The organism is Lacibacter sp., from assembly GCF_035299325.1.
Lineage (GTDB): Bacteria > Bacteroidota > Bacteroidia > Chitinophagales > Chitinophagaceae > Lacibacter.
In genome coordinates, this window is record NZ_DATGWT010000025.1 from 336,543 (window position 1) to 358,450 (window position 21,908).

The following is a 21,908-nucleotide window of genomic DNA, read 5'->3' on the forward strand; positions in this document are numbered from 1 at the left end:
TTTGAAAATGAAAAATAGAATTATAAAAATATCAGTACTGTATTTATTAATCTTATTCAATGCAAATGTTGGAGCAGCGCAATCAGCGAGCTCCCGTTATGTTGAACTTCAAAAAATACTTTCAAGCGGATGGAATACCTGGAATACACAGAGTGTACTCAGCCATGTAAAGTTGCCGGAAGGATTAGCTCTGAATATTGGCTTCAAGAGTAATGTAATAACGGGCAATCGCTATTTACAGGAAGCTTATATTTCAGAGAAAGATACAAGGCCCGAGGAAATAACAGCAGGTTATCATGCATGGGATGGAAGTTATACCGAATGCACCGTTTCCTGGGAAGCTGCAGTGTACAAAATAGAAACCGCACATGATGAAAAAGGTATTGTGATGTTAATCACTCCTGTTAAACTGCCCGAAATCAAACATCACCTCGTACTCGAAGCTGGTATGTTATGGAATAAGCAGGGGGTTATTCAACGCAAGGACTCAACTATTGAAATTGAGGCAGGTAATGGTATATGGAAAGTATATGCAACAGCACCAACAATTAAAGACGCATTACCGCTAACCAGTCCTTACCTCGTGTTTAACTGTAAAGAACCTATTGGAATAAGTGTTGGCCGAAAACGTAATCTGCAATCAATACAACAAATACTGACGGCCAGGCGCAATGCATTCGAAACCGGACTCAAAAAATATGGCGCACAGCAAGAAACCTATCTTGCCCAGCAATCTGTTCTAGCATGGAACATGATATATGATCCGGAACGCAATGCTGTCATTGCTCCGGTAAGTCGTGTATGGAATACTTTTTTTGGTGGACACTACGTGCTGTTTAATTGGGATACCTACTTGTCTGGACTTATGGCAGGTTTAGACAATAAAGCGCTTGCCTATGCGAACGTAGTTGAAGTGACAAAAACAATCGATCAATGGGGAATAGTACCTAACTATGTTTCTGCACACAATTTCGGATCACCCGACAGATCGCAGCCTCCGTTAGGCAGCATGGTCGTTTGGGAATTATATAAACGATACAGCGACCGATGGTTGCTGGAGCTTACGTACAATCAACTTCTTAAATGGAATCGTTGGTGGCCCAAAAATCGGGATACAGAAGGTTTTTTATGTTGGGGCTCCAATCATATACCGCCCGATCCATCAGCTAATTCATGGCAGGCAGCTGCATATGAAAGCGGATTAGATAACTCGCCGATGTACGATGAAATACCTTTCGACAAATCAACCGGCAAAATGGAACTGGCAGATGTTGGATTGATGAGTTTGTATATAGCCGATTGCAATTACCTTACAGAAATTGCAAAGGTCTTACAGAAAACTGCAGATGTAAACGAACTCTGTAATCGATCTGCATATTACTCCAGTTCATTGCAAAAATTATGGAATGATTCGGCGGGTATGTTTCTCAATAAACGTACAGACAATCATCAATGGTCTTTTCGTTTATCTCCAACACTCTTTTATCCTTTACTAGCTAAAGTAGCAACAAACCAACAGGCAGAAAGAATGGTAAGCGAACATCTGCTGAATAAACAGGAATTCTGGGGGGATTGGGTGTTACCTTCTGTTGCCCGAAACGATACGGCTTTTGAACAACAGGATTATTGGCGTGGACGGATATGGGCACCATTAAACTTTCTTGTTTACAAAGGACTGCAGAACTATCCGTTTCCGGATGTACGCAAAGAGTTGGCAGAAAAGTCAAATCAACTGCTGTTGAAAAACTGGCGTTCATCAAAAGGAGTGTATGAAAATTATCATGCTTCAGGTGTTGGAAGATTGCCGGGGGAAGCGTTGAATCGAAGTGATAATTTTTACCACTGGGGTGCTCTGTTAGGATATATGTATTTGCTGGAGCAGCAATCTGGCAACATAAAGTACATAAAAGATAAAATGATTAAAGAGTAGAATAAGGTTGTTGTATTTCGAATTAAATAACTGCTAAAAGTGAATTAACAGTGATACAAAAGTTGATTGTTTGTATTTGCATGGGAATAGCATTGCTTTATTCGTCAGTGATTTTTGCACAGACGAAACGTTTTGATGTGGTTGTATACGGTAGTACACCAGCTGGAATTGCAGCAGCCGTGCAGGCAGCAAGAGGAGGTGTTAAAGTTCTACTGGTTGAAGAGCTCTATCAGGTAGGTGGAGTACTCACGGGAGGACTTGCTTACATTGATTTCAGAACGTTTGAATCAGTACAGGGCTTTTTCCGGGAATACATGCAAGGTGTTCACAACTATTATGCAGGTCGCTATGGTCTCAACAGCAAACAGGTAACAGATTCGTATAATGGTTTGCAGGCAGAGCCACATGTTGCTCGTTATGTGTTTGATAGCATACTTGCAAATGCAGGTGTAACAGTACTTACAAATTATCGATTGCAAAAGGCATATGTACGCACAGTTAACGGAAAGCCGACCCTTTACTCCGCAGAGTTTAAACATGCCAAGAGCAAACTGCTCCAAAAGATTGACGCCACTGTATTCATTGATGCAACCTACGAAGGCGATTTAATGGCAGCAGCAGGTTGTGCGTTTCGTATTGGCAGGGAAAGCCGTGAAACATACGGAGAAATTTTTGCAGGCAAGGTGTATTTAAAAGATGGCCGCTTTATGTTGGGCTCAACCGGTCAGGGAGACAGGGCAATTCAAGGTTATAACTTTCGCATATGTATGACCGATAGTGCTGAGAATGGATTGCCTGTGCCAAAGCCTGCAAACTATAACCGAAATACGTATATGCCGCTGCTTGTGGCAATTCAAAATGGACAAATAACCGCTGTGAGCGACCAGATACTTAAACTGCGCTCTATACCTAATCGCAAGTTTGATGTAAACGATAAGCACATGGCTAATTCCATCAGCCTTGCGAGACCGGGATGGAGCTGGGATTGGCCGGAAGGAAATGAACAAAAGCGTGCTGAAATTTTTAAGCGTCATCTTGATTATACATTGGGGTTTCTTTATTTCATTCAAAATGACGATGCTATTCCTGAAAAAATACGAACTGAAGCCAAGCAGCTTTGGTTGCCGAAAGATGAGTTTACAGAGAACAATCATTTTACACCAACCATCTATGTGCGTGAAGGCAGGCGATTAAAAGGAGTTAAAACTTTTGTAGAGAAAGATTGTCAGCAAGCCCCCAACACTGTAAGAGGATATCTTCGAAATGATGCCGTTGCAGTTGGAGATTATGGCCTTAACTCTCATGGCTGCGACGAACCGCATGCATACCATCCAGGCGTTCGTGATGGTGCATTTTCATTTGCTACAAGCAATTTGCCATATCAGGTTCCGTATACTGTCATGGTTCCGGAAAAAATGGAAGGGCTATTGGTGCCGGTAGCAATCTCGTCATCACATGTAGGATTTTCTGCACTACGTTATGAAGTGATCTGGTCATCACTTGGCCAAGCTGCAGGCTTTGCCGCTGTTTTATCTCTTAAACAAAAGAAGCAGTTACGATCGGTTCCTGTAACTCTCTTGCAAAAGCAAATACACGAAGCCGGAGGCATTACTATTTACTTTTCTGATGTACAACCTGCTGATAAATGGTTTCGTGTGTTTCAATATTTCGGTACCAAAGGTTATTTCCACAACATACCTGAATGGGGCACGGTAGCATTTGAAGACCATTTAAAATTTATTGGAAATAACCAGTACACACCCGCTTTCCCACATCATGCCGCCCAGCCCCAGATAAAAATGGACGATAGATTGGCTAAGCATTGGTTACAACTTGCCGGGCAAGCAAATCACCCATTGCTTACACGTAACTACAGTAATATGACAAGAGCAGAATTCTTAACTGAACTATACAAAATAGAGCATCGTGAAAAATGATTGGCAGAAAAGTTCGGGGGATCTATTAATCGTAAAATTAAAGACTTTCATCGTCAAAATTCTACAATCATTTTTTATTGGAAGTGTTAAGTCATGAGTAGATTAATTACTAAATACAAAAACATTGAATAGGATGAATCGAAATTTTTTAATCCTGATGACCGGTTTGCTGCTGGCCGTTTGTACGCAAGCGCAGCAGAGCTTACAACAACAGCTTTCGATAATGAATGCAACATTGAATCTGCGATTTAATGAATACGATGAACAACGTTACAGCAGATTAATGCAGTCAATCATTACAGATATGCCAACTGCAGCCGGACAACAAAAAGCGATTGTAGCTAATGGTAATAAATGGAAAGTGGTATATCATAACAGCATAGTACCAAATACAAATACAGTTATGGAAGTAAAGGTTGATTTTGAGTTATTGGAAGCTTATACAAACGAATCTTCCGTATCGCTTGATTTGATTTTTAATAACTGGCGTACAGAAAATTTTGTGTTAGCACCAGCAGCTTTGTATAATGGTAATCGTTTCGATTCAAGAGTGATCCCTTACTCACCTAAACTTCATTATTATGCTCCGGGTTATAAAAGTCCAACTGATCAACACAAAAATATTCCTGCAGATATTGGCAAAAATGTATCTACCATTATAAGCGATGTGCCCAGACTTGCAGTTGGAGCAGGGGTGAGTCGTGTACAATTTCGCAGCGGCGACATGAGTACTCCTGCCGTTGGGTTTTACGCTCCATCACAACAACGTATTTGTTGGTTGCTGACAGATCAAGGCAATCAAATGGGAGATTATGGAATTGATATTGAAGAAACAAAAGATAGGAGTAAAGCTATTGTATCTATTACCGCTCCTGTTGTAAGGGAAGGTTATCAATACAAAATCGCAACTACAAGAGAGCCTTCGCCTGATCGTGGATACCATTTTAAAAAAGGTGATGCTTTTAGTATCCGTTTTTTTCTATACACAGCTGCAGCTTCCGACTTGCAGTCATTATACGATGAATTTACATGGTTGCGTACACTGCCTGTTTATAATCGGTCAGTGGTGCATCAGTTGCCTTTTAGTCAGGCATCAAGCATTATGATTGATGGACTGAATCTGAATGATTGGAACAATGCTTTTGATTACTATTCGATCGGATCCTGGAAACGCTGGACTCCCGGTTGGACCGGTGGTTTTCAGCTTTTGTATAGCCTTCTGTTAAGCAAGCCTGATTCACTTACTCATTCACGGATTATGCGTAACCTGCGTTTTGCATTTACGCAGTCTGTATCCCCTTCCGGTTTCTTTTGGGATGCTGTTGAACAAGGTATTCCTGTGTCGGGTGATTACAGACGTCCACATACCAGTAACTGGCATTTGGTACGACGAAGTGCAGATGGTTTATTTTATGCACTGCAATTACTTCAGTATCTCGATAAAACGGATATGGAGTGGGCAAAAAAGTCTCGGATGCCGGAAGGTTATCGGGATACAATTCGCAGAGTAGCTGATGCATTTTTACATCAATGGAAAAAGGAAGGTCAGTTAGGACAGTTTGTAGATAATTATACGGGGGATATCATTGTTGGAGGATCTGCAAGTGGTTCATTAGCTCCTGCCGCACTTACATTAGCGGCAAACTATTTTAAAAACGTTGAATACCTCAACGCTGCTAAAGCGATCATGTATTATTTCGATACTGCTTTTATCAGAAAAGGGTATACAACCGGGGGGCCGGCAGATGCATTGCAAAATCCAGATAGTGAAAGCGCTTACTCCATGATTGAAAGCGCAGTAACATTGTATGAAGCAACCGGTGAAAAGCAATGGCTTGAAACTGCAGAGCGAATGACTACTCAGTTTGCTACCTGGGTATCTTCTTATAATTATCAATTCCCTTCAGGTTCTACTTTTGGCAAACTTGGCATACTATCGAATGGAGCAGTATGGGCCAATACACAGAACAAACATGGCTCACCCAATATATGTACACACGGAGGATTAGGGCTCTTAAAACTTTATTTAGCAACCGGTAAAAATTTCTACCGTGACTTACTTCACGACATTACCCATAACAGTGTGCAATACATTTCAAGAAAAGATAAACCAATAGGAGCTATACCCGCCGGTGGCGTAGATGAGCGGTGCAGTACTACTGATTGGTTAGAAGGAATTGGAGAGGTGTTAAATCAAACTACCTGGGCGCAGATAGCGAATATGCTTACGGTAAATCAGATTCCGGGAATTGTGATTGAAAAAAACGGTACGTATGCTGTATTTGATCATATAAATGTGAAACTAAAGCGAAGTACAGCACAGGCGTTTGAATATATAATGCACAACCCCACAAGTTTTGACGCCACAGTAAATGTATTTGTGAATAATGGTAAAATGAATATAGGCGATCCTCAAAGTTTTTTAAACATACAGGTAAAAGCAGGTAGGGAAAAAAATCTGATCATTAAACTTGGTTCAAAACAGTAGAACACATGTTGTTCATTAATCATCCAAAAAAATCTGAAAGAATGTTTACAATGAAAAAATACATAACTGCGTTTTTATTTTCTGTATGCTTATTGCAATTGAATGCACAAAAGCAACCAACTATTTCTCAAAATATAGCGATCACTCTATCAGAAATAGAGACCGGCCGGAAACTGAATATGCCTTGGCGAAATACCATTGCTGTTGGCCGTGCCCACAATTTACTTCGGGCTGATCTGCAGGAACATTTAACAGCTGCACAAAAAGTGATGGGTTATCGCTACTGTCGTTTTCATGCCATTTTTGATGATGAGATGGATGTGGTACGCAGGGATAAAAAAAGCGGGCAGCTCATTTTTAATTGGCACCAGGTGGATAAGGTGTATGATGCATTGTTAAAGATCGGGATAAGACCTTTTGTAGAACTGAATCCAATGCCGAAGGCTTTGGCGTCTGGCTCACAAACAATGTTTTTTTATAAGATGAACGTAACACCACCGCAATCTTACAACGAATGGAGTTTGCTTGTAACGCAGTTTGTTGAACATCTGATTCAACGTTACGGACAGGATGAAGTAAGGCAATGGTATTTCGAAGTGTGGAACGAACCTAATCTTTCAGCATTCTGGAGCGGTACAAAGGAAGATTACTGGAAGCTTTATGCCGCAAGTGCAAGAGCAATCAAAAATATTGACAGCAAACTACGTGTAGGAGGGCCAGCTACAGCAGGTGGTGCATGGATCAAAGATATTATCGACTATTGTTCGAAGGAAAAGGTACCGCTTGATTTTGTGTCAACACATAGTTATCCTCAGGATGAACAAATAGGTTATCCTGATCGTAAAAATAGTCCCTTTAAAGTTGGTGAATATTTTGGTGCACGTTTTAAAGAAGTACATGCGATTGTAAAAAACAGCTCGATGCCGAACCTTGAAATTCACTGGACAGAATGGAATACACAATCTGCTGCAAATGCGAAAAGTGTAACCTGGGGCGATAATATTTATGTAGACAATTTGTACGCAGCATCTTTCATTGCCAGAAATATGGTGGAGTTAGATACATTAGCCCAGAGCATGGCCTACTGGGTTGTTAGTGATATTTTCGATGAAGGAGGAATTCCACAGAGTCCTTTTTCTTGCACCTACGGCATGATGACGATTCATGGAATACCCAAAGCATCTTTTAATGCTTTTCGCTTTTTGCGAAAAATGACAGGGGAACTCCTGGAAATAAAATCATCTGCTTCATTACCCGAAGGGAAAGGAATGGTTGCCACTCGTGAAAATAAAACTACACGGATTCTTATCTGGAATCAGAATTTTGTTGAGCTGCCTTCTCATTCTTTATTTACTGCAACGATACAGATACCCGTATTGGGCGATACTTCTTTTTCATTGGTAAAGGCAACAGTTGGCATTGGTCATGGAAGTGCATGGGAAAGTTGGCAATTAATGGGGCGGCCTCTCAATCCTTCACCAACGCAGTTAGAGTTATTACGTCAACATGCAGAGCCGTTGTACAGTTTGTCAAACATAAAACCTATTAATGCTGCTGTACAAATCAGCATTAATCTTAAGCCAGGCGAAATTCAATATATCGAAATCGCACCCAATGGACAAACAACCAGCACACGTTTTGTAAATCCCGAAGATTTTAAAATTTGGGATGAAGGAATGAGTGAACGGAATTAACCAGCACCAAAGCATCACATGAGATATATGTTATCTTCTGTATTTATTTTATTCTGTTGTATGTTTTACATGCAACAGGGCTTTACTCAAGTGCCTACTGCAAGACTTGAGTTCGTTTCACTCTACCCAAAACCTGTCATCGATCAGGCACATCCGGATGCGGCTGATGTTAAGTTTGGATTTGAAGGAGGAACAGCGCATAAAGTTGCAGGTACTTATTATCTGTTTACAACAGAGATTTTCGATACACCCAAAACTGCAGCTGTTCGTCTTGCTGTTTGGAAAAGCAGGAATGGAATAACATTTAAAAAACATAGTGTTATTGTTTCAACAAACCGTGACTGGAACGATACGACTAACCGTATGTCGCCTTGGTCGCCAATGGCGGTATTTGATACGGAGAGAAATGTTTGGAGTGTATTCCATGTAGGTTATCGTCGAAAATCCAATTCAACAAATGTATTTAACATGAGTGGCCGGATTTTCCGCTATGACAGCAAGGTTAAAGGTATAAGAGGTATCGGCGGCCCTTACGTAGAAGGAGGATGGCTTGATATTGATAAAAAACCAGATTGGTTTGAAGGTCCAGGCGAAATTGTATCATTTTATCCATACAAAATTGGCAAGGAATGGTGGGGCTTTTACGGAGCGAACAGTGTGCCCAATCATGTTGATGCAGTCGGTAATGTGAATCCAAATGCAAAAAATATTTTTTATGCTGCGTTAGTGAAATCGCAGGGAATATTAACGGATAAATGGGTTCGTCAATCTCAGCTCAATCCAGTATTAATAGATCCTGAGTTTGTAGAAAATTCTGTTGTTACAAAAATTCACGACAGCCTTTACATCAATCTGTATGATGGTGCTAATAAACACGAAATTTCTTACGCTTGTTCGAAAGATGGAATTCATTGGGGCAAAGAACAATTGATAGAAATCCCCGATGCGCCTTTGGATATTAAACACACACGTACACCGTTGTGCCTCATTCGTGAAAAAGATGGTTTATATTCTATTTACTTCACCGCTTTTGATGGCAAAAATCCCGATAAAGTGGAACCGCTGTGGCATAATGGCTACGGTAAAGTTTGGCGAATGATTGTACGATTAACTGAATAGAAATAATTATGAGAGGATGCATTCTTTTTATATCGTTTTGTTTTTTGTTGTGTATGAATGTGCATGCGCAACAAGAGTATCGTTTATGGCAAGAAAATCCTCCTCATGCAAATGATTTCGATACTGTAAAAGAAAAGTCAATTGCCGGACCTGGCTTCACAAAAGTGATGAACGTTACGATACCGTCTGTTTCGGTTTACTTACCGCAGCAACCATCCGGTACAGCAGTTTTGATATTACCGGGAGGTGCATATGGGTTTCTTGCATGGGATATTGAAGGAACAAAAGTTGCAGAATGGTTACAACAGAAAGGCATAACTGCAGTTGTATTGAAATATCGATTACCGAATAATCAGTACATGCGTAAAAAGCAAATTGTTCCATTAACAGATGCATTGCGTGCGATGCAAATCATCAGGCAACACGCAAATACATGGCAGGTTGATACAAATAAAATAGGAATTTTAGGTTTTTCTGCAGGGGGGCATTTAGCTGCATCTGTCAGTACGCATTATGATGATTTTGATGGCAGCAGTTATCTGTATTCAGGAAAGCCCAATTTCTCAATTCTCGTTTATCCTGTTATTTCTTCAGGTAAGCTTGGACACCCGGGCAGCATGGGCAATTTGTTAGGTAAGCACCCTTCAAAAGCCGTACGTCGGTATTTCTCACTTGATACGCAAGTTGATGAGCATACGCCCTCAACACTGCTTTTTCATCCTATACATGATGCAACTGTTCCTGTTACAAATAGTCGCTGGTACTATGATGCTTTGTTGCGTAAAAATATTGATGCTATGTTGTATGAATTTAAAGATGGTGTTCATGGTTTTGGTGTTGCAGATAACAATGAAGTAAAAGGCGATTACCGGCAATGGAAAGAACTGATGCTGGAGTGGCTTATAAAAAAGCAATTTTATTCACCCGAAAACAGTAAGAAATGAGATCCCTGAAACATCTGTTCACATCAGCAGTATTGATGTTATGTGCTTTTTTTGCAAGTGCACAAAAAGATAGTCTTGCTGCGTTATACTACAAGCCCATTACTTTCAATTCTGCGGACTATCAACAGATTCAAAAAGAATTAGCAAGCGGATGGAATACGTGGAATAACAACTCCATGCTGTGCCAGGTTTTACTGCCTGAAGGTTTTTCGCTTCACTTGGGTATGAAGGATCGCCGATTATTTGGCGAATATATACGTGAATTTTATCCAATGGATAATGAAATGCCGGACATTGTTGTACGACCGGGAAAAGTGCGTTCGTTCGATGGAACCTATACTGATGTAAATATTGAATGGAAGGGTATTCATTTTCGGGTAGAAAGTGCTTCGCATGAGCAGCAGTTATATTGGTTAATTACTCCAATTGCCTTACCACGTATTCGTCCACACTTGGTCGTAGAAGCTGCAATGCTTTGGCAGAGGAAAGGCAATATACAGCTTGCGGGAGAAAGTATAATAGCCACAACAGGAAGGAAACGTATTGAAGTTTATACAACTGCTCCAAAGGTAAAAGATCTGATCGTTCCATCGTTCGTTCCTTACCTTTCTTTTCAGTTAAATGAAACACCTATTGGAATATCGACAGGTAAAAAATTATCTGTTGAGCAGATTGCGAACATCATTCGCCGCAAACGAATGGAAGTTGAATCGCAGGCATCAGTATATGGTCAACTTGCAGAAACGTTTCAGGCCATGCAGGCTGTTTTGGGTTGGAGTACAATCTATGAGCCGATGTATAACAGGGTCGTGACTCCAGGTGCAGGCAGATGGTGGAATAAACGATTCAATAACTATGTTCTTTGGGGCTGGGATTTTACAGCACTCAACTTTATGCCTTTCGACAGAAAGCTCGCTTATGCCAATCTCATCGAAATCATTCGCCATAAAACACCCGAAGGCTTTTTTCCTAATTACGCAATGGGGTACGATATTGCTTCCCGTGACAGAGCACAGCCGCCTGTGTACAGTATTGCGGCAAATGCCTTATATAAGCAGTACAATGAAAAATGGTTTCTACAAATAGTATTTAGTCATTTACTTGATAATAACAGGTGGTGGAACCAAACAAGAAGTTACGATGGCTACTTATGTTGGGGTTCAACTCTGGTTTTAATGGATTGGGATGCACATACCAAACAGGCAGCAAAATTTGAAAGCGGGTTAGACAATTCCCCAATGTTTGATGAAGCTGTATTTGATAGCAGTACTCATTTGCTGATGCAGGGAGATGTAGGATTGATGAGCCTGTATGTGCTGGATTGTGAAGCGCTAGCTGAGATTGCGGGATGGCTTGACAAAAAAAATGAGCAGCAGGAATTGTTGCAACGGGCATCTGCATACCGTAACAAGTTAAAAACAATGTGGGATGAATCTTCTGGATTATATCTCAATTTCCGGCTCGATACAAACGAACCTAATCGGCGCATTTCACCAACTAACTTTTACCCATTGCTGCTTAAGTTACCAACTGCACAACAGGCAGAAAGAATGTTGAAGGAACATCTGCAGAATGAAAAGGAATTTTTTGGCAAATGGCTGTTGCCTTCAACTCCCCGCAACGATCCTGCTTATTCCGATCAGAGTTATTGGCGAGGACGCATCTGGCCGCCGATGAATGTTCTCATCTACATGGGCATGAAGAATTACGGAAACCTGTCGTATTGCAATGAGCTTGCAATAAATTCAAACACACTCTTGATGAACACTTACAAAGCGAGCGGTTGGGTGAGAGAAAATTATCATGCCGATCATGGCGACGGTACGCCGTGTAATGATAAATGTTTTGGAGGAAGTGATGTCTATTACACATGGGGCGCAATGATGGGTATTCCATTGTTTATGGAAAAAGGATACTTCAAATTCTAAAAGGGAAACTATGTACAAAAGATATTTGATTGTTTTATTGCTTCAATGTTTGATCTGTTGTTTGTCAATTTCTTTTGCGAACGCACAACATGGTACTGTAATTGAAACAGGTGTTGTTAAAAGCAAACTGTTGAAAAAAGATGTACAATACTCTGTTTACCTCCCTTATGATTACAATGTATCACAGCGAAGCTATCCTGTATTTTATTTACTGCATGGTCATGGCGATGATGAAACAGGATGGATACAACTGGGAGAAATAGCGCATTATGCTGATGAATCTATTGCAACAGGTAATGCTACACCCATGGTTATAGTTATGCCTGATGGATTCAAATCGTACTACATTAATTCCTATGATAGTGCGGTATTGTACGAAGATTTCTTTTTTAATGAATTGATGCCACATGTAGAAAAACAATACAGAATAAGAGCAGGACGGAAATTCAGAGCTGTTGGCGGGTTGAGTATGGGAGGTTATGGTGCATTTTTATATGCCATAAAACATCCGGAAGTATTTAGCTGTGCAACGCCTTTAAGTGCAGCAATTAGAACGGATGAAGAAATGGTAGCTATGAAAGATGAACAATATAATACAACACATGGTCCTTTATATGGAAGAGGTTTAAAGGGTGCAAGCCGATTAACTCAAACATGGTATACTAATTCCGTTATTCATCAGATAGCGGTACGGCCTTTAGACAGTCTCAAATCAATACGCTGGTATATCGATTGCGGGGATGAGGACTTTTTATCAACAGGAAATGTTCAGGTGCATCTGGCTATGAAAAAGCGTGGTGTGCCACATGAGTTTCGAATGCGGGATGGTTCTCACAACTGGATCTACTGGCGTACCGCTTTGCCTGATGTATTGCATTTCATCAGTGAAGGATTTCATTAATAGTATCAATATGAAAAAAAAGCAGCTTATTCATTTTTGTTTCTTATTCCTTCCTTATGTTGTTACAGCACAGATGCTGTCCTGGAATTTTCCGGTTAACCGAACACATGCCGGCATCTTGCTTGGTAATGGTGTTCAAGGACTAATGGTGTGGGGCGACAGCACATTGAATATTACAATTGGCAGAGCTGGTTTTTGGGATCACCGTGGAGGAAATGATTTTGCAGCACGTGCAAACTTTGATACAGTAAAATCTTTGGTGAGTCAAAATAATGAAACAGCACTGCGAAACCTGTTTACGTATGTGCCGCCAAATGGCCAACCGGCACGACCGCAACATTATGGAGGGGGTGTATTGAAAATAAAATTACCAACCGGGTATCGATTGAAAGAAGGACTTATAAATCTCTCAAACGGTCAGATTAATATACATATAAAAACACCTGCAAAAAAGGTCATAACGCTTTTTATTTCACAGGCTGTATTTGAAGAAATTGCCTGGATTGATCTCCCTGTTGAACTGCATGGAAAGGTAAAAAGTGAACTGATACCTATGTGGGAGTGGAATAAGAAGCCGCTGCAACAGGTAGGAATTACTGCTCCTGTAGCTTGGAATCAAAACAACCTGAATGGTTTTCTACAAATATTACCTGCAGATAAGCCGTTAGCAATTGGTCAAAAAATTACTCCGTCACGAATAATCGTTTCAACCAATGTAGGTTCAAATGCTAAGCAAACAGTAATACAACAGCTTCAAACGACGGATATTAATAAGAACAAGCAACGATCTGTTGATTGGTGGAAACAGTATTGGAATGAAGTAGCACGCATTAGTATTCCCGATACTTTGTTGCAGGAAGTATATGACTATGGTTTGTACAAACAAGCCTGTTCTACGCCTCCACACGGCATTGCTTGTACTTTGCAAGGCGCTTTCATGGAAGAGTATCAAACACCACCCTGGAGTAATGATTATCATTTCAATATTAATGAACAATTGATTTATACACCGGCTTTAGCAACTAACCGAACGCAACATTTCAAACCGTTGTTGCAATTGCTGGATACGTTGATGCCTGTTTTTAAACGTAATGGACAATTGTTCTTTAAGAATCCGAATGCAATCATGTTTCCGCATGCAGTTGATGACAGGGGGCAGGCAATAGGTAACTATTGGGGAGGTACCATCGATCATGCTACAACTGCATGGGTTGCTTATTTAACCTGGCAGTACTGGCAATACAGTGGCGATTCAAGTTGGTTACATCGCTTAACATATCCTTTGTTGCAGGGAGCGTTTGAAGGATTTTGGAGCATGCTGGAAAAAACAACAACCAAGGATGGCCGGTATGTTTATAGTCTGCCGGTTTCTGTAAGCCCCGAATATGGTGGTGGCCTTGAAGGTGTAGGCCGTAATTCTTCTTTTCAGTTGGCGGCTTTGCACAAAGTGTTACGTGTTTTGCCGCAAGCTGCAGTATTGCTTAATCTTCCCAACGATAGCCGATGGGCCGATGTACAGGCTCATCTGCCTTTATACACTACAATACAGACTCCTTATGGTGAAAGCAGCAAAAAAGCGCCAGTTCGCATTGCACTTTGGGAAGGAAAAGATCTAGAGATCAGTCACCGGCATCATTCGCACCTCGGAGGTATTTATCCTTTTCAAACAATCGATTTAAGTGATACAGCCAATTCAAAAATCATCGAGAACAGTTATTGGCATTGGGTGCATCATGGCGCCGGCGGTTGGACAGGTTGGTGTGTACCATGGGCGTCTATTATTCATAACAGGATGGGCCACACCGATGCTGCCATCAGCTGGCTGCATTATTGGTGGCAGAATTTTGTAAATGAAGGACGTGGCACATTGCACAACACAACTAATCTCGGAATGGCTATCATGAATGAACCACCATGGGCCAGAGATATTGCAAAAGGTAAGCGTAACACAGAAATTATGCAATTAGATGCCGGCTTTGGTGCTGTGAGTGCCATCTTAGATATGCTTGTACAGGAAACAGTAAACGGTATTTACATAATGCCGAATCGTTCCTGGCGATGGAAAAACCTTTCATTTAAACGGATAAGAACTGCTGGTGGTTTTTTAATTGGAGCATCGGTGAGGAAAGATAAGATTGAACGTATAACAGTTCAATGTCAGTCAGATGGTCAGCTTAAATTATATCATGGTCTCGGCATAGAATTCAAGTTGAATGGGATATTGAAAGAAGGAGAGTGTCTTGAAATAAATGTAAGCAAAGGGACAACATTGCTGTTGGAGCCGAAATGATTTTATGATGTATGATAACCTGAAAAAGAAAGGTGTTTTGTAACATAAAGCGCATGCTTTTTCTTGATACTACATAAATGTTGATGCTTGAAATTTTAATTATAATAGTAAATAACATAAACAGTTCAATAACTTAATCACAATTCAGATTTTTAATACAATAAATTATATGTACAAGATTTTTCGATTTAAGATACTAGCCGTTTTATTCTTTAGTCATGTCATTAGTGTCGTCAATGGGCAAAAATTCGCCAGGGAAAAATCAGCTAATGACCAAGCTGTTGATATTTGTGTATACGGCGCAACTTCAGCAGGTGTTATGGCCGCCTATGCTGCGGTTATGCAAGGAAAAACTGTTGCGCTCATTCAACCTGATTCGCATTTGGGCGGCTTGAGTTCCGGCGGATTAGGGTATACTGACATTGGCAATAAATATGTAATTACCGGATTAGCCCGTGATTTTTACAGAAGATTAGGGCTGCACTATGGAAAATTAGAGCAATGGATTTTTGAACCGCATGTTGCAAAAAATATTTTTCAAAATTATCTTGATAACGCTGGCATAACTGTTCAATATAACAGACGGGTGGTAAGCGTTCAAAAATCAGGCACCACTATTGTTTCAATTACAACAGAATCATCTGACAATCCCGGTAAAAATTCACATCAAAAAATAAGAGCCAAAGTTTACATCGATTGTTCTTATGAAGGAGATCTGATGGCTAAATCCGGAGTTAAGTATTATATTGGAAGAGAACCTAATTCGTTATATAAAGAAACTTATAATGGTGTTCAGTTAGAAGAACACCATCAATTTCCGGATGGAATTGACCCTTACATCATTCCAGGTAAAAAGGAAAGTGGATTGATATGGGGAATTAGTAAGAACAAGTTGGCCCCCCGGGGATCTGGTGATCGTAAAGTTCAGGCTTATAATTTCAGAATATGTTTAACTGATAGTCCGCAAAACCGCTTGCTTATCACAAGACCAGAAGGCTATGATTCTACTAACTATGAGCTACTGGTTCGGGTTTTTCAAAAGCAAGGCAACCTTCCACTTAACTACAATTTTCTAAAATTTGATTTACTTCCTAATCGTAAAACCGATATTAATAATTGGGGTGGTATGTCAACTGATATGATTGGAATGAATCATCTTTATCCTGAAGCAGATTATGAAACCAGGAAGAAGATTATCAAAGCGCATGAATTATATAACAAGGGTTTACTTTATTTTCTCGCAAATGACAAAAGAGTACCTGAACATATAAGATCTTTTATTAGCAAATGGGGTTATCCAAAGGATGAATACACTGAGAATGAGTATTGGTCGCCCCAATTATATGTGAGAGAAGCAAGGCGAATGATTGGGGAGTATGTGATGACTCAGGCAAATTGTGAGGGGAAAGAACAGGTGAAAGATGGAATAGGTATGGCCGCCTATACAATGGATTCACATAATTGTCAACGGATAGTTCTGGAAAAAGACGGAATGATGATGGTTAAAAATGAAGGGGATGTTCAGGTTGGTGGATTCCCTCCATACGACATCAGTTACAGATCGTTGTTACCCAAGAGTGATCAATGTACAAATCTCATCGTTCCGGTTTGTTTATCTGCAAGTCATATTGCATTTGGTTCCATAAGAATGGAACCGGTTTTTATGGTGCTCGCACAGTCTGCTGCATATGCTGCAGCTTTGTCTATCGATCAGAAAAAATCAGTTCAGGAAATTGATGTATTGGAGTTACAGACATTACTTCGGAATGATCCTTTAGCCAACGGTTCTCGAGCGGATATATTGCTGGACAATGATATAACACCAGATAACGTGATAAAGAATGGTAATTGGCATATGCAAACCGGAGGGATTGCTCAATTAGGAGGAAGCTATGCAAAGTCTTTTTTGATTGCCGATGAAAACGAGGCTGCAGCATCAGTAAAGTTTCTTTTTCCAGTAAATACAAAAGGGAAATACAAACTCTACATTTATAATTCAGGTAATCCAGAAAGTAAAGCATCTGTTTATCAAATGAGTATTCAAATGGGAACTGCTGAAGTAAAGTTAGATGTTTCAACAACGGATAAACATTTCGACTGGACTCCTGTTGGTCAGTTTGAATTTGGTGGCAAGGAGATGTCTTATGTGGAAATAAAAAGAAAGGGATCAACAGGCAAACTTGTTGCTGATGCTGTTTTGTTGATTCCTGTTAAAGAGTGATAGAAAGAAAATTGATGTGAATTATGAAGTATGATTCGAACGGGAATTTACATTTTTGCTAAATTCCTAAATTTATATTGTGAATCATTTAATCTAAACTGATCTCATTATTAGGGTTTTATTAAAACAACACAGTTTTATTTGCAGACCTCAAGACATCAAATAAAGGGGCCAGAAATTATTTACTATATTTTTTATAGATAAAGTTTTCTGCTGCGATTAGCAGCGACTTCTACTATTATAATTTTAGGATCATTCTTGTACGCAGTGCTAGTAAGATTCTCATCAATAAAAACAAATACCTGAGCCGGAAACTTTGTTGGATTACTAATAGTCAACATAGTCTTCCGGTTCTTTTTTGTAAGCGAAGCATTTACATGATCCAAAATGTACAGTTCACTTTTGTCATTACGGATATAGATTCCCGGAAGTTCTTTAGCTGTAAGCATCATCGATATTTCTGCCCATGTAGAAATGCCAGTCATTTCTCCAATGCCTTCATACCAATCACAAGTTGAAATTCTTTCATCGATGCAGCCTGCGGGTAGCTCTTTGATTGGTCTGTCATTCCTTGAAACATATTGCGGGATCGTTTGGGCTATTACCCTTAGCAAATGCATATAAGTCTTATTTCCTGTTGCTCTATAGAGTTTAAAGAAGGCGAGTCCTGAGGCTGTACATATTCCGGGACCTCCGTGCCGGTTTTGTGTATTGGCCCAAACTGTTCCGCCTGTTTCTGCCTTCAGTTGGCCAAGCGTAGAAGTAAGTGGAAATTGATAGTGATAGGGCATAACCCAGGTGGCAAAAAGTTTTGCTGTTTCTTCCGCATATTCCAGCCATTGCAGATTTTCATCTTTTTCATAAAGTGCAACAAAAGATTCCAACAGGGCATAACAGGATTCACTATCCGGATTTTGTAATGCATCACCGGGACCTCCGGTGGTATAGCCTTTGCTGATGAAATTCTTGTAAAAATATAAAGCTGCATCTTTTGCAACGTGAAGGTAACTGCTATCATCAAAGTAATCTGCGGCCTCAACAAGTGCAGCCGAAATAATGCCTGCACTGGCTGAACCTCCAACAATTATTTCTCCTGTTTGACTATTTACAAACTGACCAAACTGTCCATATCTTTTCCATGTTCTAATGAAAGTGTTAACAACAGTCTTTATTGCATTATTCCAACGCTGAATTTGTATTGGGGGCAACACAGCTGATTGTTGTTTCAATAGTTTAAGCGAATAATACAAAGCATCAGCACTGCTTCTGATCAGGTGCCAGTTATGTGTGTGAAACTTAGAAAGATCTCCACCAATCCATTGTTTTCCGTCCATACCTCTTTCATAAAAAAAGCCTGATGGCGCAATAGCATCAGGAAGAGCCCAGTCATTTTGTTTTATGATTCGTTGCCTTGTACTATCTGCACCTCCAAGCCATAAGGCGTACGCTGCAGGCATACCGCTTACCCAACCTGGTTTCCAATTGCGGTTATTATTTAACGCATCCATAGCGTAAAAGCCGGCATTGTTCCAGTTCATTTGGTTGTACTTAGCTTCAATTAATTCATAGGCTTTTGAAAAAGGGAGTTGTTTGGTAAATGTCAGCTCCTGCAGCATTTGTCCTTGTAGCTGAAAATAGTAATCATAAAATGCAGCGATTGTTTCTGCTGGAAACGTATGTAGTCTGCATGAAATAGTTATGCTGTCGCCTGTTTTAAAATTGTGCGCCTCGTCAGTAGAGGGGTAGTGATTATTTGCAATAAAATACCGGTATGGTTGCCGCACATGAGGAGCAGATATACTGATCGATGCAACATTTCGGAACCTGTTTTCCTCAATTTCAATTCCAAAATCACCCAATTCATTTCCCTGGGTGGTTACAATAAGATAGCCTGTACTTTTTGAAGAATCCCAGTATCCGATGCAGGGCCATGCAGCAGAACCACTAGTCAGTTGTATTCGTGATGGCCCGTCATGTATATTTAATCGTGGTACATCTGTTATGATTGCAGGAATAGTAAGCCCTACATCTTTTGGATGCATCAGACGTGGTGAATAATCAATATTTCTCGATTCAAAGCGGTTACCTGCGTAAGTAGATCCTGGTGTAAAAACGAAGTTCCGCACTGACCAATCGCTGATTTGAAATATCGTTGACACAGACGTTTGTGGCGATGTACCCTTTTTTAACAAGAAGTGAATGGAAAAGTCAGTTATTTTTTCTTTTTCTGAAAGCTGTATCTCGGTCTTTTCAATTTCCCATAAAGCATCCAATGTTTTTGTGAGTTGATTTGACTGCTTCTGTGTTGAAAGTTGTTGTTTGAAACTATGTATAATTTCGTTGTATTTATTTGCATCGTACTGTTTAATACCTATACTAAGTTCCCAGCCTTGTGGCAATTGCGTCTTTGCAGAAAGAAAACAAAAAGCAAATAAAACGATTAACGAAAATTTCATGCATTATTACTTTTAAATCATTTGTTATCTGTTGCTGATTTGAATAACAGTACAGATCCGCAAGGTTGAAGCAGAATATCTCCTGTCACCGGAGTTCCATCTATATAGACATATTGACCTTCAGTGATTTTTATTGTTTTATTACTGTGCGTGTCATTGTAAAATACAAGTGGCGATTTACGTTCAAGGCTTGTACTGTTTTGATCCTGACCACTGATGCGTTGCCATTCCTGCAGTTTAAGTTCATCTCTACGGCGTGAAAATTTGTTTGGATCTGTTCTTTTTTCAACTACAAATCCGTCATGTGCATTTACATAGCTATTGCTGTCGAAGGTACCGGGGTTTAATTCCGGTCCCATATACGTAAGCAATGAAACAGGTTTTTGCGTTTTGTTGGTTACCGTAACTGTGTTTCTATTTATAACGCAACCATAAAGCGAATCCTTACGAGCCCATTCTGAAAATCCAATACCAACCGATGCATCAAAAATCTGGTTGTTACGAATGGTTATACGTTGTGCATTATCATTTACAATTATTCCGCTGCTTACAACATGCATGATGGTATTATTTTCAACAACAATATCAGTACTGTTATTGTCTAAATAAATACCATTTGCCATATAAGGATTATCCGGTGTTGCTTCTATATTGCCTGTTACATTTATTACCAAATTATTGCGTATGATGTTGCCGTATGTACGATTCTTTGCTTTCGCAAAGCAATAAATAGCTCCGGCATCATTTAATTTCAGTGAGCTGTTTTTTACAATATTATATTCGCAAATACTTTGGCTTCCATCCATACGTATGCCTGCATAACCATTGCTGTCCACGATATTGTAGCCGATATAATTATGATGCGAGTTGCTTACAGATTGGTTTTGTTCGTCGTTTTCAATTACTATGGCAATCATGCCGTTTACACCACTCAAACCATAGCCAGGCCTGATGCCGATACGATGTAATGTATTCTGAACAAAACGGCTGTTACTTGTACGCACTGCTGAAATTCCTCTGCCATGAATATCTTCGAAATGAGAATTTTTGATCAACAGGTTACTTGTCAGAGTATCTGCAAAAACACCTGTTTTTTCAATTTGTCTGAAACGGCAGTCTGTTACTGTTATATCGGATGATCCTGTTGGGATAAAAAGTCCGTATTGATCAAATTTTTCAATCTGGATATTTGCGATCGTTATAAACCTGCTTTCACCTGACAGGGTTATTCCATTTTTATAGATACAAGCTTCTGCCGATTGCATAGAAGAAGATGATGACAACCACTGGATTGTTGAGTTTTTTTGGTTCCATTCACCAGCGCTGTCAAGAAACTCAGATTTGCCCTCCAGAAAATAGCCATAGCCAGGCGAGAATTTGTAGCGGGATTCAACATCCATCAACGCCACATTGTTTTTTACATCAGCGATTGTACGATTTTCGAAAACCCAATCAATCGTACGCATACGAATTATACTTCCGGTATACCATCCTTCGGGCAAAATGCCATTTGTTTCAAAGCCTTTTTTTTCAAAGCCTTTGCCAACTTTTAGATAACCTGAGTTGGGATAACGTGCAGGTTGTTGCCACACATCATTTACAAAGAATGCAAAAGCTTTCGTTATCAACGAAAATGTCTTCGCTGTTGTATCGGTTGATGCTGTCAACTGAACAGCTCCCGTGATTATTGGCACAGATCCTTGTCCATATGCCGCAACAACAATAGGCTTACCGGGTTTACCAGATTGCTGAATGATTAACTCTCCTTCAAAACGACTTCCCCGTTCGAGTAATAAACTATCTCCGGGTTTCAGGATCAGGCTTTTTGTTCGGGTAAGTGTTTTCCAGGCATATTTTGGTGTAAGACCATTATTGTTGTCGTCGCCGTTTTCTGACAGGTAATAGTTCTTTCCATATGCATTCATAAAAAAACAAAAGCTTAAAAAAAACAGGTAGGCACTCAATCGAATAGTTCTCATTTTTAATTGTACTATTTATTT

General features: G+C 39.9%; 12 protein-coding genes. 10 read left to right on the forward strand and 2 right to left on the reverse strand.

Annotated features, from left to right (window positions below; translation table 11 throughout):
* Positions 1-7: 7 nt before the first annotated feature.
* The 10 genes from VK159_RS15160 (at position 8) to VK159_RS15205 (ending at position 17,452) form a co-directional block, all read left to right on the forward strand.
* Positions 8-1,930 (forward strand): MGH1-like glycoside hydrolase domain-containing protein, encoded by a 1,923-nt coding sequence (locus VK159_RS15160; RefSeq protein WP_324231005.1) that lies wholly within the window; start codon positions 8-10, stop codon positions 1,928-1,930.
* Between the two features lie 50 nt (positions 1,931-1,980).
* Positions 1,981-3,867, forward strand: coding sequence for an FAD-dependent oxidoreductase (locus VK159_RS15165; RefSeq protein WP_324231006.1), 1,887 nt, complete (start codon positions 1,981-1,983; stop codon positions 3,865-3,867).
* A gap of 133 nt (positions 3,868-4,000) precedes the next feature.
* Complete coding sequence (locus tag VK159_RS15170) at positions 4,001-6,355, forward strand: hypothetical protein (RefSeq protein ID WP_324231007.1); 2,355 nt, start codon at positions 4,001-4,003, stop codon at positions 6,353-6,355.
* A gap of 50 nt (positions 6,356-6,405) precedes the next feature.
* On the forward strand, positions 6,406-8,049 hold the full coding sequence (locus VK159_RS15175; RefSeq protein WP_324231008.1) for a GH39 family glycosyl hydrolase: 1,644 nt from the start codon (positions 6,406-6,408) through the stop codon (positions 8,047-8,049).
* A gap of 18 nt (positions 8,050-8,067) precedes the next feature.
* The gene (locus tag VK159_RS15180; protein WP_324231009.1) at positions 8,068-9,168 is read left to right on the forward strand and encodes a hypothetical protein; all 1,101 of its coding nucleotides are present in this window, start codon (positions 8,068-8,070) and stop codon (positions 9,166-9,168) included.
* An 8-nt stretch (positions 9,169-9,176) separates the two neighbouring features.
* Positions 9,177-10,112: an alpha/beta hydrolase gene (locus VK159_RS15185; protein ID WP_324231010.1), complete on the forward strand. Its 936-nt coding sequence runs from the start codon at positions 9,177-9,179 to the stop codon at positions 10,110-10,112.
* Positions 10,109-12,040 carry an MGH1-like glycoside hydrolase domain-containing protein gene (locus VK159_RS15190; RefSeq protein ID WP_324231011.1) on the forward strand — a complete coding sequence of 644 codons (1,932 nt, stop codon included), beginning with the start codon at positions 10,109-10,111 and terminating at the stop codon, positions 12,038-12,040. The genes VK159_RS15185 and VK159_RS15190 overlap by 4 nt, the downstream gene beginning before the upstream one ends.
* Before the next feature lie 10 nt (positions 12,041-12,050).
* Positions 12,051-12,941: an alpha/beta hydrolase family protein gene (locus tag VK159_RS15195; protein ID WP_324231012.1), complete on the forward strand. Its 891-nt coding sequence runs from the start codon at positions 12,051-12,053 to the stop codon at positions 12,939-12,941.
* Between the two features lie 10 nt (positions 12,942-12,951).
* Positions 12,952-15,231: a glycosyl hydrolase family 95 catalytic domain-containing protein gene (locus VK159_RS15200; protein ID WP_324231013.1), complete on the forward strand. Its 2,280-nt coding sequence runs from the start codon at positions 12,952-12,954 to the stop codon at positions 15,229-15,231.
* Positions 15,232-15,400: 169 nt separating this feature from the next.
* The gene (locus VK159_RS15205) at positions 15,401-17,452 is read left to right on the forward strand and encodes an FAD-dependent oxidoreductase (RefSeq protein WP_324231014.1); all 2,052 of its coding nucleotides are present in this window, start codon (positions 15,401-15,403) and stop codon (positions 17,450-17,452) included.
* Positions 17,453-17,646: 194 nt separating this feature from the next.
* Here the strand turns inward: VK159_RS15205 and VK159_RS15210 are convergent, their stop codons facing one another.
* A complete protein-coding gene (locus VK159_RS15210) occupies positions 17,647-19,908 on the reverse strand; it encodes a hypothetical protein (RefSeq protein ID WP_324231015.1) in 2,262 nt (753 codons plus the stop codon).
* A gap of 17 nt (positions 19,909-19,925) precedes the next feature.
* Positions 19,926-21,887 (reverse strand): right-handed parallel beta-helix repeat-containing protein, encoded by a 1,962-nt coding sequence (locus tag VK159_RS15215; protein WP_324231016.1) that lies wholly within the window; start codon positions 21,885-21,887, stop codon positions 19,926-19,928.
* Between the last annotated feature and the right edge of the window lie 21 nt (positions 21,888-21,908).